This window comes from Streptomyces sp. NBC_01476 (assembly GCF_036227265.1).
GTDB lineage: Bacteria > Actinomycetota > Actinomycetes > Streptomycetales > Streptomycetaceae > Actinacidiphila.
Genome location: NZ_CP109446.1, coordinates 76,439 through 91,567 on the forward strand (window position 1 = coordinate 76,439; position 15,129 = coordinate 91,567).

At 72.0% G+C, this 15,129-nt stretch carries 14 protein-coding genes; 4 read left to right on the forward strand and 10 right to left on the reverse strand.

Annotated elements, in window-relative coordinates; translation table 11 throughout:
• Positions 1–18 precede the first annotated feature (18 nt).
• From OG552_RS00265 to OG552_RS00280, 4 genes are all read right to left on the reverse strand, one after another.
• The gene (locus OG552_RS00265; protein WP_329128514.1) at positions 19–435 is read right to left on the reverse strand and encodes a hypothetical protein; all 417 of its coding nucleotides are present in this window, start codon (positions 433–435) and stop codon (positions 19–21) included.
• A gap of 137 nt (positions 436–572) precedes the next feature.
• Entirely contained in the window at positions 573–1,451 is an 879-nt protein-coding gene (locus OG552_RS00270; RefSeq protein WP_329128516.1) for a universal stress protein, read from the reverse strand.
• Between the two features lie 132 nt (positions 1,452–1,583).
• Positions 1,584–2,513, reverse strand: coding sequence for a universal stress protein (locus OG552_RS00275; protein ID WP_329128517.1), 930 nt, complete (start codon positions 2,511–2,513; stop codon positions 1,584–1,586).
• A 146-nt stretch (positions 2,514–2,659) separates the two neighbouring features.
• Positions 2,660–5,317: a cation-translocating P-type ATPase gene (locus OG552_RS00280; RefSeq protein ID WP_329128519.1), complete on the reverse strand. Its 2,658-nt coding sequence runs from the start codon at positions 5,315–5,317 to the stop codon at positions 2,660–2,662.
• Positions 5,318–5,491: 174 nt separating this feature from the next.
• Here OG552_RS00280 and OG552_RS00285 point away from each other — a divergent pair, with 174 nt between their 5' ends.
• The 3 genes from OG552_RS00285 to OG552_RS00295 all read left to right on the forward strand — a co-directional run bounded on the left by OG552_RS00285 (position 5,492) and on the right by OG552_RS00295 (position 7,664).
• Positions 5,492–5,656 carry a hypothetical protein gene (locus tag OG552_RS00285; protein ID WP_329128521.1) on the forward strand — a complete coding sequence of 55 codons (165 nt, stop codon included), beginning with the start codon at positions 5,492–5,494 and terminating at the stop codon, positions 5,654–5,656.
• Between the two features lie 89 nt (positions 5,657–5,745).
• On the forward strand, positions 5,746–6,600 hold the full coding sequence (locus tag OG552_RS00290) for a DMT family transporter (RefSeq protein ID WP_329128522.1): 855 nt from the start codon (positions 5,746–5,748) through the stop codon (positions 6,598–6,600).
• A 197-nt stretch (positions 6,601–6,797) separates the two neighbouring features.
• Complete coding sequence (locus tag OG552_RS00295) at positions 6,798–7,664, forward strand: universal stress protein (protein WP_329128523.1); 867 nt, start codon at positions 6,798–6,800, stop codon at positions 7,662–7,664.
• A 25-nt stretch (positions 7,665–7,689) separates the two neighbouring features.
• Here OG552_RS00295 and OG552_RS00300 read toward each other — a convergent pair whose 3' ends face one another.
• The 6 genes from OG552_RS00300 to OG552_RS00325 form a co-directional block, all read right to left on the reverse strand.
• Positions 7,690–8,253, reverse strand: a complete 564-nt coding sequence (locus tag OG552_RS00300; RefSeq protein ID WP_329128524.1) for a cation transporting ATPase C-terminal domain-containing protein — start codon at positions 8,251–8,253, stop codon at positions 7,690–7,692.
• Positions 8,250–9,140, reverse strand: coding sequence for a universal stress protein (locus OG552_RS00305; RefSeq protein ID WP_329128525.1), 891 nt, complete (start codon positions 9,138–9,140; stop codon positions 8,250–8,252). The genes OG552_RS00300 and OG552_RS00305 overlap by 4 nt, the downstream gene beginning before the upstream one ends.
• Positions 9,141–9,269: 129 nt before the next feature.
• Positions 9,270–9,638 (reverse strand): Hsp20/alpha crystallin family protein, encoded by a 369-nt coding sequence (locus OG552_RS00310; RefSeq protein ID WP_329128526.1) that lies wholly within the window; start codon positions 9,636–9,638, stop codon positions 9,270–9,272.
• Between the two features lie 198 nt (positions 9,639–9,836).
• Complete coding sequence (locus tag OG552_RS00315) at positions 9,837–12,143, reverse strand: ABC transporter permease (protein WP_329128527.1); 2,307 nt, start codon at positions 12,141–12,143, stop codon at positions 9,837–9,839.
• A 5-nt stretch (positions 12,144–12,148) separates the two neighbouring features.
• The gene (locus tag OG552_RS00320) at positions 12,149–12,949 is read right to left on the reverse strand and encodes an ABC transporter ATP-binding protein (RefSeq protein WP_443070850.1); all 801 of its coding nucleotides are present in this window, start codon (positions 12,947–12,949) and stop codon (positions 12,149–12,151) included.
• Positions 12,928–13,434: a PadR family transcriptional regulator gene (locus OG552_RS00325; RefSeq protein WP_329128529.1), complete on the reverse strand. Its 507-nt coding sequence runs from the start codon at positions 13,432–13,434 to the stop codon at positions 12,928–12,930. The genes OG552_RS00320 and OG552_RS00325 overlap by 22 nt, the downstream gene beginning before the upstream one ends.
• A gap of 175 nt (positions 13,435–13,609) precedes the next feature.
• Here OG552_RS00325 and OG552_RS00330 point away from each other — a divergent pair, with 175 nt between their 5' ends.
• Entirely contained in the window at positions 13,610–14,869 is a 1,260-nt protein-coding gene (locus OG552_RS00330) for an ABC transporter substrate-binding protein (RefSeq protein ID WP_329128530.1), read from the forward strand.
• The last annotated feature ends 260 nt before the right edge of the window (positions 14,870–15,129 follow it).

The window sequence follows — 15,129 nt, forward strand, 5'->3', positions numbered from 1 at the left end:
GGCGGTCAGGTGACCTCTTCACCGTCGGCCGCCTCCATCGTCCCCGGGCGGAAGCGGCGCCTTCCCTTCCCCGCGGGTGCCGCCCTTCCCGCCGGGGCCGACCGTCAGGTTGCCGCCGTGGCAGTGCGCGCGCTCGGCGAGATCGCGCAGGCCGCCGCGGTGGACGCCTGACGCGTGCGCGTGGCGGGCAACGTTGGAGAGCTCCACAACGGCGGCCGCGTCGTCAGCGATGGCCCGCGGAACGTCCGTGCCGGTGCGTCCTTCCATCCGCAAAGACGGAGTGAAGCCGAGGGTGCGGACGGCTTTTTCCGTACTGGCGGCGGCACGGGCCCGCAGCCTCGGCCGTTCGCGGTCGGTTTCCCCGGTGGGGAGCCCGAAGACGGTCAGCTCACCGCCCACGCCCGGTGGGCTGTCCGCGGCTGAACCCTCACTCACCGGAACCTCCTCTCACGGTCCGGTTCGGGGACCACGGCGTACGGCAGGATCCACGCTAGTGCCCAGCGGCAACCGACCGGTGCACCGCGGCGGACGGAGCCGCCCGGATGCCGCGGCATCCGGGCTTCCGGCACGGATCACCGGTGCTGCGGTACGACCGCTACCGGGCAGGAGGCATGGTGCAGGAGTGCGTGGCTCACCGGGCCGAGTTGCATGCCGACGAGTGCTTGGCGCCGGCGTGCACCGACCACGAGCAGGTCGGTGGTCTCGCTCGCCTTGAGCAGGGCGTCACGGGCGGATCCCTCAGGGGTCTCCGAACGGGTGGCCACCTTGGGACGGGCCGTCGACGGATCCTCCAGGGCCTCATCCACCGTCTGGCGGGCCGTGACGGCTCCGTGGCACTCCTGTTCGCTCTCCGGCACCTGCGGGAAGTCCGGCAACCCGTACGCCGGACGGCGCCAGGCGCGGACAGCGACCAACTCCGCATCATGTGCCTGCGCCTCTTCGAAAGCGAATGCGGTGGCAGCCGAGGACTCTCCCCCGGCACCGATGCCCACGGTCACCTGTGCGAGGTCGCCACGCGTGTGCTGCTCCGAACCTCGCACCACGACCACGGGGCAGTCCGCGTGGGCTGCCACGGCGAGGCTCGTGGAGCCCAGCAGCAGCCCGGTGACTCCGCCCCTGCCACGATGGCCGACGACCAGGGCCGAAGCATCTTGACCCAGCTGCACCAGGGCGGAAACAGGGTCGTCGGTCAGGACTTCGACCGTAAGGGGGAGGTCCGGCGCGAGACGCGCCACCCGCTCCCCCGCCGAGCCGACAATGTGCTCGCTCATGATCTGGCCGGTCGGCCGTTCGGTGCGCACGTCCGGTAGTGCCCGCTCGTACTGCTCCCACCGGGACGCGTGGACCAGCCGCAGCCCGACCTCGTGCACCTCGGCCTCCCTCACCGCCCAGTCGAGTGCCCGCAGGCTGGAGTCCGAACCGTCCACTCCGACGATCAAAGGTTTCCGCATGGCTCTCGCCTCCTGACGCGAACCCCCCTCGTGCTGGTCCCACGTCTCCACCGTCCCATGGATCCTTGGAGACGATCAGGGCCGAAAGGTCCCTCATGGCAGACCGGACAGCCCCTGCGCCGGTGTGGCCGGTCATCGGCCGTCGGGCGGTGGCGTGACGAGCAGCGGGCAGTAGGTGCGGTGGACCAGGGAGCGGCTGGTCGAGCCGAGCAGCATGCCGCGGAAGCCGCCTTGTCCTCTGGTGCCGACGACCAGGCAGCGTGCGTAGCGTGCCGCGGAGGAGAGCATGTGCGCGGGGTCGCCGATGAGGACCTCGTAGCGGACCTCCGTGTCCGGGTACTGCTCGCGGTGGCCGGCCAGTTCCCCGGAGAGCTCGGGTTCGGCGCGCTCCGGGAAGTCCGGCCACGCCGCTTCCCGTGGGCGGCACACCCGGACCGCCACCAGAGGCGCCTTCGCGGCGGCCGCCTCGGCGAAAGCCAGCCCGACCGCGGCCTGCGAGGCGGCGGACCCGTCCACACCGACCACCACCGGCGCGTCCGGCGGTGTGTCCACACCGGCGCCGGGCGCCTGGGCGGCTTCGGGCGCGTGGACGGTTTCGGTGGTTCCGGGTGCTTCGGGGATCAGGGCGAGCGGACACGGCAGATGCCCCAGCAGGGCCTCGCCCTTGCCCCCGTCGGAGAGCGACCCTTGAAGACCGGAGAGCTTGCGGGCACCGACCACCAGCAGCGCCGCCCGCTCACCGGCCTCCCGCAGCACATGCACCGGCCGCCCGGCCGCCAGCTGGGTGTTCACCTCCAGGGCGGGGTACCGCGCCAGAACGGCCCTGCGCTCCTCCTCAAGCAGGACCCTCCCGGTGGTGAGATAGTGCCTCGACCACGCATACGACGGATGATCGGGCCCGACATGCGGCGCCGCCCCCCGAGGCCACTCCTGCGCATGCAGCAAGCACAGTGGCAGACCCCTGGACGCCGCCTCGTCGGCGGCCCACAGAACCACCCTTTCACTCACCGCAGTGCGGGTACGCGACACACCCGCCACCACGGAGGACCGCTGCTCGTCCATAGCAGACTCCCTCGCAGGCACCGATTCCGTCCCTCTCCGTCCAGCCTGCGCCCGGAGCCCGGCACCCGCCAGGGCCGACCGGTCCTGTACCGGGTCCGTACGCCCCACAGCGACGGTTCTCAGGCCGCCGGCAGGCCGCACGCTGCTCAGTCGGATCCACCGCCGAACCGCACGCCACGCACTTTCGTTCCGCCGGCCCGAACCTCAGGAGCCAGCCGTGACAGGAGCCGCATGGCCGCGTACCCCACTGACGACACCGCACAGGCCACGACCAGCTCGACCACGGACAGCGTGTCGGTCCCCAGCAGGTCGCGGAGCGGCGCCAGATAGACGCCGGCGACCTGCAGGCCCAGCGCGACGATGACGGCAACGGGCAGGAACGGATTCCCCCGTGTGCCCGGGCGGGCCCGCGACGCCAGAGCCACACCGAGCTGGCTGGCCCCGAGGACCACGAACACCATGGTCTGCCACGGCCGCCCCGTCTGATGGGCCCAGCTGCCGGAGGCCAGTGTGAGGACGGTGATCACCGTACCCATGGTGAGAATCCGTGCCCACAGGCCGGCGCCCAGCACGGTCTCCTCCGGAGGCCTCGGTGGCTGCCGCATCGAGCCCTCCGCGGCGGGTTCGGCACCGAGCGCCACCCCCGGGATGCCATGGGTGAGCAGATTGATCCACAGAATCTGCGCCGGCAGCAACGGAAGAGCCATCCCGAAGGCGGGCCCTACGAGCATCACCAGGATCTCGGCGCTCCCACCTGCCAGGCCGTACAGGAGGAAACGCCGCACATTCGCGTAAACACGGCGTCCTTCGTCGACGGCTGCCACGACTGTGCCGAGGTCGTCATCGGCCAGGATCAGATCGGCCGCCTGTCTTGCCACCTCCGTCCCACGGCGGCCCATGGCCACTCCGATGTCGGCCTGGTGCAGGGCGGGGCCGTCGTTGACGCCATCGCCCGTCATGGCCACCACCTGGCCGGCGGCACGCCATGCCTGGACGATGCCGACCTTCTGCTCCGGGGTCGTACGGGCGAACACCCGTGCCGCGGTGAGGTCGGTGACCGCGTTGTGCCGGATCTGCTCACCGGTCACCACCTCGTCGTCCGCCGCGGCGATGCCCAGGTGTCGCGCGACCGCTGCCGCGGTCAGCGGATGATCACCCGTGATGAGGACCGGTGTGATGCCGGCGTCGCGGCAGGCCGACACGGTGCCGACGGCGGCCTCCCGCGGAGGGTCCACGATGGCGACAAGACCCAGCAGGCTCAGCCCCGACTCCCAGGACGGCGGTGGAAGCTCGCCCTCGTCCCGGTCGGCGGTCGCGACGGCGAGTACCCGGTGCCCCTGCCGCGCCAGCTCTCCGGCCCGGTCGGCGGCGGCCTCTCGCCGGGACGGATCGTCCGCTACCAGGTCCGGACCGAGTACCGCCTCCGGAGCGCCTTTGCACACGATCCGCAGTCCGCCGCCGGGACGGCGGTGGACCGTTGTCATCCGCTTCCGGGCACTGCTGAAGGGAACCTCGTCCACCCGTGGGTACTGCCGGTCGAGGTCCGCACGGTCCAGGCCCAGTCTGCCGCCGGCGGTCAGCAGCGCGGCTTCCGTCGGATCGCCGAGGGCGAGCCAGGCACCGTGGGCGCCGTCCGGAGGCTGAAGAGCCGCATCGTTGCAGAGCATCGCGGCACTCAGAAGTTCCGCCAGATCGGGTGCGTCAGAGGGACGTACGGTGTGTCCGTCCCGTACCACCGTGCCCGTCGGCTCGTACCCCGTCCCGGTCACCTTTCCGTCGCCGAGCGGCGTCCACAGCCACTGCGCCGACATCTGTCCTTCGGTGAGGGTGCCCGTCTTGTCCGTCGCGATCACGGTCACAGAACCGAGTGTCTCCACCGCGGGAAGCCGCCGTACGAGCGCGTGACGCTCGGCCATCCGCCGCGCCCCCAGTGCGAGGCTGAGCGTCACAACGGCGGGCAGCGACTCGGGAACCGCGGCCACCACCAGGCTGATGGCCGCCACCACGGTCAATTCCACCGGTTGGCCGCGTGCCAGCCCGCTGGCAAGCACCACTACGCAGAGAACGACCGCGAATCCGGCCAGCATCCGCCCGAAACCCGCCAGCCGCCGTTGCAGCGGCGTCAATTCGTAGGGCGATGTGAGCATCGAGGCGATCCGCCCCGTTGTACTCTCCGCCCCCGTCGCTGTGACCCGTACCTGGCCATGGCCTCGGACGACCACGGTGCCCGCCGAGACCACCGCCGAGGACGCGGCGGAGCCGTCCGCGGCGGTCTTGTCCACGGGAAGTGATTCGCCGGTGACCGCCGACTCGTCCACCAGGAGGGTCACGGCCGTCAGGACCGTGCCGTCCGCCGGAACGACATCTCCTTCGCCGAGCAGCACGAGGTCCCCGGGGACCACCTCGGCTGACGGAATCTGCCGTTCCTCCCCGTCCCTGACCGCGCGGGCCGTGGGCGCACTCAGTTCCCGCAGCGCGGTGATCGCCCGCTCGGCCCGCACCTCCTGGACAGTGCCCACGGCGGTGTTGACCACAACGACGAAGACGATGATGGTGGTGTCGGCGTAATCTCCGGTGACGACCGTCAGAGACGCGGCGGCCAGAAGGACCAGGATCAGCGGATCGCGCAGTTGCGTCAGGACCCTCCGCCACACGGGCGCGGGCCGCCGCGCGCTGACCGTATTGGGGCCGTGCCGTTCGAGTTCGGCTGCGGCCTGCGCCTGGGACAGCCCGCCGGGCTGTCCGGCTCCTTCCGGAGGTGCGGGCCTCACCACGAGGGCAAGCGCGTCAGCGAGGCCGGCCACCGCCCCGGACCACCGGCAGCCGCCGTCCACAACCGTTCGGTCACCCGCGAGCTGTTGACGCCAGGGAACTCGATCACGGACTCCTCCTGCTCCGGGCAGTCGCCGTCAGCAGCGGCGAAGCGAGCCGTTCGGACCGTGACCGTGGGTCACCGGCCCAACGGGCACTCTCAGAAAATGGTGTCAGACGGATATTCCCTATCAGATCGCGTCAGCGTTGTACGTCACCAGGGGCTGGACGTCACGGTGCGGCAGGTCTCCGGCACACCGAGCGGTGCGGTGGACGATGTCCTGCTCGTCGACGACGTCGTTGAAGGGCAGGACGACTGTGCCCGCACCTGATCATCGGACGGCAGCGGGCCGCCACCTCACTGCCCGGGTTTCGCGTGTCGCGGTGCCGGCAGACGCCGCCGTCCGGTGATCGTTGCCTCATGGACACCGCCATCGCGGTGCTCGCCGCCCTGCTGTCTGCCGTCTGCTTCGGCGTCTCGTCGGTTGTTCAGCAGCACGCAGCGAGCGAGGCCCCCGCCAAGGAGTCGCTGCGGCTCGGTCTGGTTCTCCATCTCGCCCGCCGCCCGGTGTGGCTGGCCGGGATGGCGCTGACCGGCCTCTCCTTCGTGATGCAGGGGCTCGCGTTGACCTTCGGCCCGCTGGTGCTGGTCCAGCCGATCGCCGCCACCGACCTCGCTTTCGCGCTGCCGCTGCTGGCCCGGCTCCACGGTGAGCACCTCAACCGCTGGGAGGTGGCCGGGATCGCCTGCACGGCAGGGGGTGTGGTCACCTTCCTCACCGTGCTGCCGCCTGCCTCCAGCGGAACGACGGTCCCAGGGCTGCTCGACTGGCTGCCGGTGCTCGTCGTCGCCGGTGGCGCGGTGGCGCTGTTCGCGTCTGTCGGGTCGAGGAGCGGGCACCGGGCACAGACCACCCTGTACGGCGTTTCGGCGGCCTTGCTGTTCGCTCTGCTCGACAGTCTGACCAAGAGCGTGGCCGGCCGGGCTCGGGCCGACGGATTCGGCGTGCTCTTCCACTGGGAGCCGTACGTGCTCATCGTCGTCGGCATCGTGGGGCTGGTCCTGTCGCAGAGCGCCTTCCAGGCCGGTTCGCTGGCCATCAGCCTGCCGGTCATCGACACGCTGGAGCCGATCGGCGCGGTGCTGATCGGGGTTGTCGTCTTCAATGAACGGCTCGCTTCTTCCCCCGGGGCTGTGTTGGTGCAGGCCGTGGGTGCGGGTGTCGCCGTGACCGGCATCGTGATCCTCGCCCGGTCGCGCCTGGCCCGGGCGTGACGCGAGGGAGCCAGGAAGTCCTGCTCACGCGGCGGCCCGCGAATGCCGCGGGCGGGGCGCCTGCCCCGGACGGGGGGTTCGCTGCGCTGTCCGCGCCGTGCGAGTATCCGGCGGCTGGCGGCCGGGCACCGTCGGTGTGAGGGTGGGAAGGCAGGCCGCTCGCAAGGCTTCGGTGCCGGACTCGGAGGTGGGGTTTCATGCCTCGTCCCGTAACGGCCGGGGTGGACGGTTCCGCGGAGAGCAAGGCCGCCGCGGCCTGGGCCGCCCGGGAGGCGGTGCGCCGCGGGCTTCCCTTGCATGTCGTGCACTCCTGGGGGTGGCACCCCCAGTTGCCCGCGCCTCTGGACATCCAGGCGAGGAGCCGCGCGGAGCGCACCGTTCAGGAGGCCGAGACCTGCCTGCGCACCGCGCATCCCGGGCTGGTTCTCACCACCGCGATGACCACCGAACCGGCGGTGCCCGCTCTCCTGGACTGCTCGGAGAGCGGGCAGATGCTCGTACTGGGATCGAGCGGGCACAGTGCCGTCGCCGGGTTCCTGCTCGGCTCCATCGGCCAGCAGGTCCTGGCGCGGGCCACCGGCCCGGTGGTGATGGTGCGGGCGAACGAACATGCCGACGAAGACCAGGAAGGCAAGGACATCGTCGTCGCTCTGGCGGAACTGGGTGGTGCCGCTCAGCCGCTGCTCCGGTTCGCCTTCACGGCGGCGGACGCGAGAGGAGCGGCGGTGCGTGCGACGCACACCTGGAATGTGCCCTCCGCGATTCGTCACGACGCCGAGGCCCTCCGGCTCGTGGAGGAGGACGGGGGAACAGCGGACCGTGCGGAGAAGGCTCTGTCGGACGCCCTCCGTCCGTGGCGCCGCACGTTCCCTCGACTGCGGGTGGTCCAGCAGGTCGAACGCGGGGATCCGGGAGAGGTACTGGTACGGGCGGTGCCCGATGCCGCCTTGATGGTCATCGGCCGCAAGGTGCGCCCGGCGGTCCTCGGTACGCACATCGGCCCGGTCGCGCACGACGTCCTGCATCACGTCGCGGTGCCGGTCGCCGTGATACCGCACGGCTGAACCGGGACATCTCTCTCAACCGTCGCTACGCCCCTGACGTCTCGGTATGGCCGGCGGATGACCCGGCCCCTCGGCGCGGAAGGCGTGTCCGGCCACGGGCCGGGCTCGTTGGTGGGCGTATGGACACCAGACGGCAGCGGAACGGCACCGGTTTCGCCCGTACGTTCGCAGCACTTAGGAGCTGCGCGGGGGCGAGGAATTCGGTGCCGAAGACGGAGTGCAGCGCAGGCACGTAGATGATGGCGGCGGCGACGGCGAGGGAGAAGGCGATCCCCCACAGGAGAGGGCGGTTACTGAGGACACCGATGGAGCGAAGAGAAGCGTGCTGGGTCCGGGCCGCGAAGGCCGTACCGATCTGGCAGGCGACGATGCCGAGCCACGCGACGGTGGTGGCCTGCCGGTACACATGGTGGGGCTCGGAACCCTTGCCGGTGGCGTCGCCACCGCGCCGGACGAGGGTGTTGGGGCCGTGCACGGTCAGCCGGCGGGCGGCTTCACGGGTGGAGAGCCCGGCATCCGAGGAGCGCAGGTCACGGTAGAGCAGGGCCAGCGCCTCACGCGGGTCGCCCGGGGGCGCCGGTTCAGTCACCGGGGCGGGCTTGGCGGGCGTGCCACGGCCACCGGGCAGTGGGCGTGGTGGAGCACGGCCTGGCTCACCGATCCCAGCAGCATGCCTGTGAAGCCGCCACGTCCCCGGGCTCCGACGACGAGAAGCTGTGTGTTCCGGCTCGCGGCGACGAGTGCCTCCCGTGTCGCCGAGTGGACCAGCCTGCGCTCCACCGGGACCTGCGGGTACCGCTCCGCGCAACCGGCGAGTGCCTCGGCCAGCAGCCGCTCCTCGTCCCGTTCGAGCATGCCGGGCCCGTAGGCGTAGGGTGTCGCGGGATCCTGGGGCGGCGGGGGCACGGGCACGTTCCAGGTCGTCCACGCGTGCAACGCCACAAGGCCGGTCCCGCGCAGAGCGGCCTCCTGGAAAGCGAAAGCCACGGCGTCCCCCGCGGCCGGGGAGCCGTCAACCCCCACAAGCACCGGTCCTGTGGCGTCGTACGTCCCGCGCAGCACCAGTACGGGGCATCGGGCATGCGCTGCCAGATCCACGCCGGTCGATCCCACCAGCAATCTCGTGAAGGTCCCTGTCCCCCTGGAACCGACGACCACCAACTGCGCGGTCCGCGACTGCTTCTCCAGGACTGTCAGCGCGTCACCGGCCACCACGGCCCGGGAGACCTCCACCTGCGGTGCCACCGCACGGGCACGTTCCACCGCCCGTGCCATCAGGGGATCGGTGAGCGCACGCATATCCGCGTCGGTGCACACCAGCGGCGGGCTGCTCAACGGGATGCGCAGTTCGGGCTGGACGAAGGCATGGACCACCCGGAGGTCCGCGGCACGCCGCCGGGCCTCGCGGGCGGCCTCCGCGACAGCGTCGAGACTCGACGCGGAACCATCGGTCCCGACCACCACCGGACCACCCACGGGTCATCCCGCCTCTCCGCTCACCAGAAGGCTTCGCCCGGCGTGCCCCGGGTGGCAGGCCGGCCGCTGACGCGCTGGTGAACCGCGCGTGGAGCCGCGCACCGCGCACGGCCCGGCCGGCCCCAGACGTCAGCTCTTCTCGCCGATCTGGATCTTCCGGGGCCGCCTCTCACTCTCGGCCAGGGGCACTGTCACGGTGAGGATGCCCTTGTCGTAGGCAGCGGTGATGTCCTCCTCGCGGACACCGGAGGGGAGTTGAACCGCCCGGGTGAAGGAGCCGTAGCGGAACTCCGAGCGCCGCTTCGTACGCTCCTCCTCGGAGCGCTCACCGTGCACGGTCAGTATCCCGTCCTGCACGGTGATCTCCACGTCCTTGCCGGGGTCGATGCCTGGCAGCTCGGCCCGCACCACGAACGCCCCGTCCTCGGTCGACTCCTCCACCCGGATCATGTGCTCCCCACCGCGCAGACGCATCTCCCAGGGAAAGTCCTCGAGCACCTCCGGCCACCAGCGCGGACGCCTCCGCGTCAGTTCACCGGCCATACGGCTCACCTCCCGGTATCGCCTCTCCTGTTCACGGTCCTCCGCCCTGGCGGCGCCCGCAATCCGGAACCCGCGGGACCCTCTTCCTGCAGCCTTTGATCGTGATCGGCGTCCCATCACCTCCCCAGGGCCGGCATGCCGGCCCCGAACCTCCTACGTCTCCCCCACCGCCGTGCTCGCCGTGCGCGCGGCACGGACGGCCGGGAGAAGGCAGGCGGCTGCCGCCAGCAGCACCGTGGCCGCAACCAGGCTCAGGAGGACAACCGGCGAGGGGGTGCGGGCGATCCCGGCACCGATCCCGCTGGCGGCACCCTCCATGTCGACCAGGTACTGGGAGGCCAGGACACCCAGCAGGGCACCGCAGACGGCCGCGGCCAGGGCGAGCAGCGCATTGCTGGTGACGATGGTGGCCACCGTCTGCTGCGGGGTGAGTCCGACGGCCCGGTACGCCCGCAGGTCACGGGTGTGGTCGCGCACCACAGTGGCGATGGATGTGGACATCTCGGCGAGGACCACCAGGGCCAGCAGCAACAGCAGGCCGAGGATCACCCGGCGCATGGGCGGGAACTCCACGGCCGCCGGGTCGGTGACCCGGTGGATCTCGACGGTGCCGTGGGTGGCCGCGGTGAGCGCGGTCTGCTCGGCCGCCGGTGCGACGCCGGGCGCCAGTTGCAGGTCGTAGGAGGTGGGCCGGAGCGTCGGGTCCTGGTCCTGCAGGATGTCGAACCCGGTGGACACCACCCGTCCGCCGTCCTGCGTCTCGATGCAGCGGCCGACCAGGTGAAGGATGTGCGGGGTGCTGCCGACGGTCAGACGTACCCACTGCCCGACCGAGACGTCGAGCGCCGTGAACAGCCCCTGGCCCGCGACGGCTTCGTCGGGGGCGGACGGCGCGCGGCCCTCGACGACAGCGAACGGGTAGGGGTCGGCGGCGGTGCCGACGCCGCGCAGCGCCACCGTCTCGGTCTGGCCGGGGGCGAGCGCCGCCAGGTCCACCTCGGGGCGTGCGGCGGCGACGCCGGGCACCGCGGCCACCTGGCGCTCGACCTGCTGCGGGTCGGTCCCGGCCCGGGCGGTGAGCTGGCCGGCCAGCCCGTAGCGGGCGGGGTGCTGCTGGAAGGCGTCCAGGGTCGCCCAGGTGCCCAGCGCGGCGCTGATCATCAGCACCGACACGGTCAGCCGGGCGGCGGCAGCGGCCGAGCGGCCGGGCCGGTGGGCGACGGCACGCCAGCCGAGGACGAGCGGGGGCGGCACCCGCAGCCGCAGGGCGATGCGGGCGGCGCCGGAAAGCCGCCGGCGTCCGGTGACCGCGGTGCGTGCGACGGGGATGGCCGGGAGCCGGGCCGCCCGCCAGCCGGCCAGTGCCGTTCCGGTACCGATCACCAGCAGGGTGGCGAGCGCGGTGAGCGGGAGCGACCAGCTCTGCGAGGGCAGGGTGCGCCACACCGCCATGGCCTGGCCGAGCGGGCCCGGCACCCGTGTGCCCAGCAGCTCGGTGGCGGCCAGCGCGGTCAGGACACCGGCGCCGGAGAGCACCAGATGCTGGATCAGGAACATGCCCGCGACCTGAACGGGTGTCAGCCCGATCGCCTTGAGGACGGACACGTCGCGGGCGTGGGCCCGCACCCGTACCCCGATGCCGCCGGTCGCCGCCACGGCCGCTGCCAGCAGCGCGCCGATGCCGAAGATCCCGGTGAGCAGACCGAGCAGGTGGTTGTCGCCCTCGGCGTCGGCGCGGGCGTCGCGCCAGGTGGACACGGCCACGACCTTGTCGGGGCCCACGGCGGCGACGGCCTGCTGGACCAGGTAGCGGGTGTCGCCGGGATCGGAGGTGACCAGGCCGACGGTCTGCGTGCTCTGGTGGGTGCGCGCGGCCAGGTCGTCGACGAACGCGGCCGGCGCCCAGCCGATGCCCGGCCCCGCGCCGCTGGCGTAGTGCGGCTCGGCCGTCTCCGCGATGCCCGCGACGAGCAGGCGTACGGTGGCGCCGCCGTCCCGGGCGGTCAGCACATCGCCCGGCCCAGCCCACAGCGCGGCGGCCACGGACTGTTCCAGCACGACGCCCGCGGGAGCCGGGGCACCGCCGGTGAACCACGAGCCGGAGACGAGGTCGGGCCGCCCCACCGACGGCGGACGGCTGCCGGCGGCCCGCAGACCCACGGTCGCCTTGTCGGCGCCGTGCTGCACGGTGACGGTGACGGTACGGAACGGCCCGGCGACCTCGGTGACGGTGTCCAGCCGGCGCAGCGGCGCGGTGTCGGCGCCGCTGTCCACCCGCAGCCACACGTGTGCACCGTGGGTGGCGGTGAACAGCCGCTGCCAGGGGTGGGCGGCCACGACCAGGAGGGCGACGGACATCACCAGGGCGACCGTGACACCGGCGCTCGCCAGCACGATGGTCAGTGCCTGGCCCCGGTGGGTGCGCAAGTCGGCCTGGGCCCAGCGCAGTACGGCACGCACGGCGGTCAGCCGGTGAGGCGGACGACGGCGCCGGCACCGCTGCGCGGGACGGCTGTCTCGGGGAAGCGGATGTCGTCCACCACGCGCCCGTCGAACAGGCTCACCACCCGGTCGGCGGCGCTGGCGACACCCGCGTCATGGGTGACGAGCACGATGGTCTGCCCGCGCTCGTGGTAGCCGGACAGCAGGCGCAGCACCTCGCGGGTGCCCTTGCTGTCGAGGCTGCCGGTGGGCTCGTCGGCCAGCAGCAGGTCGGGGCGGTTGACCAGGGCCCGGGCGAGGGCGACGCGCTGCTGCTCGCCACCGGAGAGGTCCTGCGGGGTGCTGTCCTCCTTGCCCGTCAGGCTCAGCTCGGCGAGGAGTTCCTCGCGTCGTGCCCGTACCTGGCGGGCCGGCAGCCCGGCGAGCAGGCCGGGCAGTTCCACGTTGTCCGCGACGGTGAGGGTCGAGACGAGGTTGAAGAACTGGAAGACGATGCCGATGCGGCGGCGGCGCAGCACCGCCCAGCGGGCCTCGCCGAGGCCGTCCACGCGCCGCCCGTCCAGCAGGATCCGGCCGCTGTCGGGCCGCTCCAGACCGCCGAGCAGATGCAGCAGGGTCGACTTGCCGGCTCCCGACGGTCCGGTGACGGCGACGAACTCACCGGGCTCGACCCGCAGGTCCACCCCGCGGACGGCCCGTACCACGGAACCGTCGACGCGGTGGGTCTTCACCAGGTCTTCGGCCACGAGTATGTGCTCGGCCGGCTGCTCGTCCCGGCCGGACGCACCGCCATTGCTGCGTCTCACTCGAGTTCCTCCTGACATTTCTCCAGCCAGTCCAGGTCGGCCTGGAGGTGCAGAACGGCTCCCTCGACCAGCAGTCGCGGGAAGGGGTTGCCCGGCTCGTCGACACCGGCCAGGCGGGACATCGCACGCATGAGGTTCAGATAGTGCCTGCGCTGCTTGTTGATCAGGCCGACCGGGTCGGCCATGCCGCTGTCGCGGGCGAAGGCGAGCTTCATGAAGAACTCGTCGCGCACCCGCGGCTCTTCCGACGGCTCCTCCATCCACGCGGAGACCGCCTCATGGCCCGCCGGAGTCAGTTCGTAGGTGCGCTTGTTCGGGCGGCCGGCCTGCTCGACGTCCTGCCCCCGGATCAGCCCGGCCTTCTCCAGCCGCGTCAAGGTGACGTAGATCTGGCCGATGTTGAGCTGCGGGTACGCGGCTCCCAGCCGTGCCTCCAGGGCCTGCTTCAGCTCGTAGCCGTGCGCCGGTCCCTTGGCGAGGAGCGCCAGCAGCGCGAAGCGCACGTGGGATCGGCCTCCTCCTGGCCCTGTCCCGCCCCGGGGCCGGTTGAGCCCCGCCCTCCCGGCGGACGACACTCAGTGTGGTTGCGACCCTAGCATCGTGCGCGGCGCGGACGATATACATCGGTATACATGACGTGTCGCCGCCCGGACGGCGCGGCAACAGGGGAGGCGCAGGATGCGGCGGAGCGCGACAGCGGGCCGGCTGCTGCTCGCCGCTCTGCTGGTGCTGCTCGCGGGGTGCTCCGCCACCACGGGGGACGACACCGGCCGCGGTCCGATCACCCTGGCCACCGGCCGCGATCTGACGGGCTATCTCCAGCATGTGCTGGACGGCTGGAACGCCGGGCACCCCGCGGAGAAGGTGACGCTGGTCCAGCTGCCGGAGGCCGCCGACGAGGTGTACGCGCAGATGGCGAACAGCCTGCGGGCCGGCAGCTCCCGGTTCGACGTGGTCAACATCGATGTGGCGTGGACCTCGGAGTTCGCCGCCGCGGGATGGATCGCGCCGCTGGACACCCGGAGTCTGCCGCTCGGCCATCTGCTGCCCTCTGTGCTGGGCACCGCGACCTTCCGCGGCCGGGTGTACGCGATGCCGTACGTCACCAACGCCGGCCTGCTGTACTACCGCAAGGACATCCTCGCCAAGGCCGGGGTGGCCCCGCCGCGGACCTGGGCGCAGCTGGCGCAGGACGCGCGGACGATCGCCCCGCGGTACGGCCTGCAGGGCTACGCGGGCCAACTGCTGCCCTACGAGGGGCTGACGGTCAACGTCACCGAGGCGATCCAGTCGGCGGGCGGCACGGTGCTCGGCGACGAGGGACGTTCGGTCACCGTCGACTCGCCGGCTGCCCGTCAGGGCTTGTCGTTCCTGGTGGACGGGGTCCGCGAGGGCTGGATTCCGCAGTCCGCGCTGGGCTTCAAGGAGGAGGAGTCGCGGCGCGACTTCCAGGACGGCCACCTGCTGTTCCTGCGCAACTGGCCGTATGTGTACGACGCGGCCTCGGCGAACGGCTCGCCGGTGGCCGGGAAGATCGGCGTGGTGCCGCTGCCGGGCCCCGACGCGCGCGGCTCCAGCGTGCTGGGCGGCTCCGACCTCGCGGTCAACGCCCACTCCCGGCATCCGCGTACCGCCACTGACCTGCTCGCCTACCTGGGCAGCGAGGGTGTGCAGCGCCAGGTGCTCACCCTGGGGTCGCTGCCGCCGGTGTGGGCCTCGCTCTACACCGATCCGGCGCTGGTGCGCCGCTATCCCTATCTGCCGGTGCTTGAGCAGAGTGTGCGCACGGCCCGGCCGCGGCCGAAGAGCGCCCACTACGAGCAGGTGAGCCTCGCGGTGGCGGCCGTCACGAGCGACGCGCTGCGCGGCCGGTTCACCGTCGACCAGGCGCTCACGCGGCTGAGCCGGGAGCTCACGGCGATCGTCCGGGGCCACTGAGCCGGAGCCGACCACCGACCTCCTGACTTTCATGTTAGGTATCGGCTCCGCCACCCCCGCCGGCACAGAGCGGGCCATCTACCCCAAATCACCTGCGCCGTGGGCCACTTCGCGCGTCACCTTGCGGCAACACCATTGACACGCGTCGGCCCTCCATAGATAACGTGTATGTATAACGAGCAGCCACCGAGGGCGGTGTCCGCGGGCGTGCTGCGTTCTCATCCCGTGCCGGTCCATGGCCGCACGGGCCGGCACTTGGG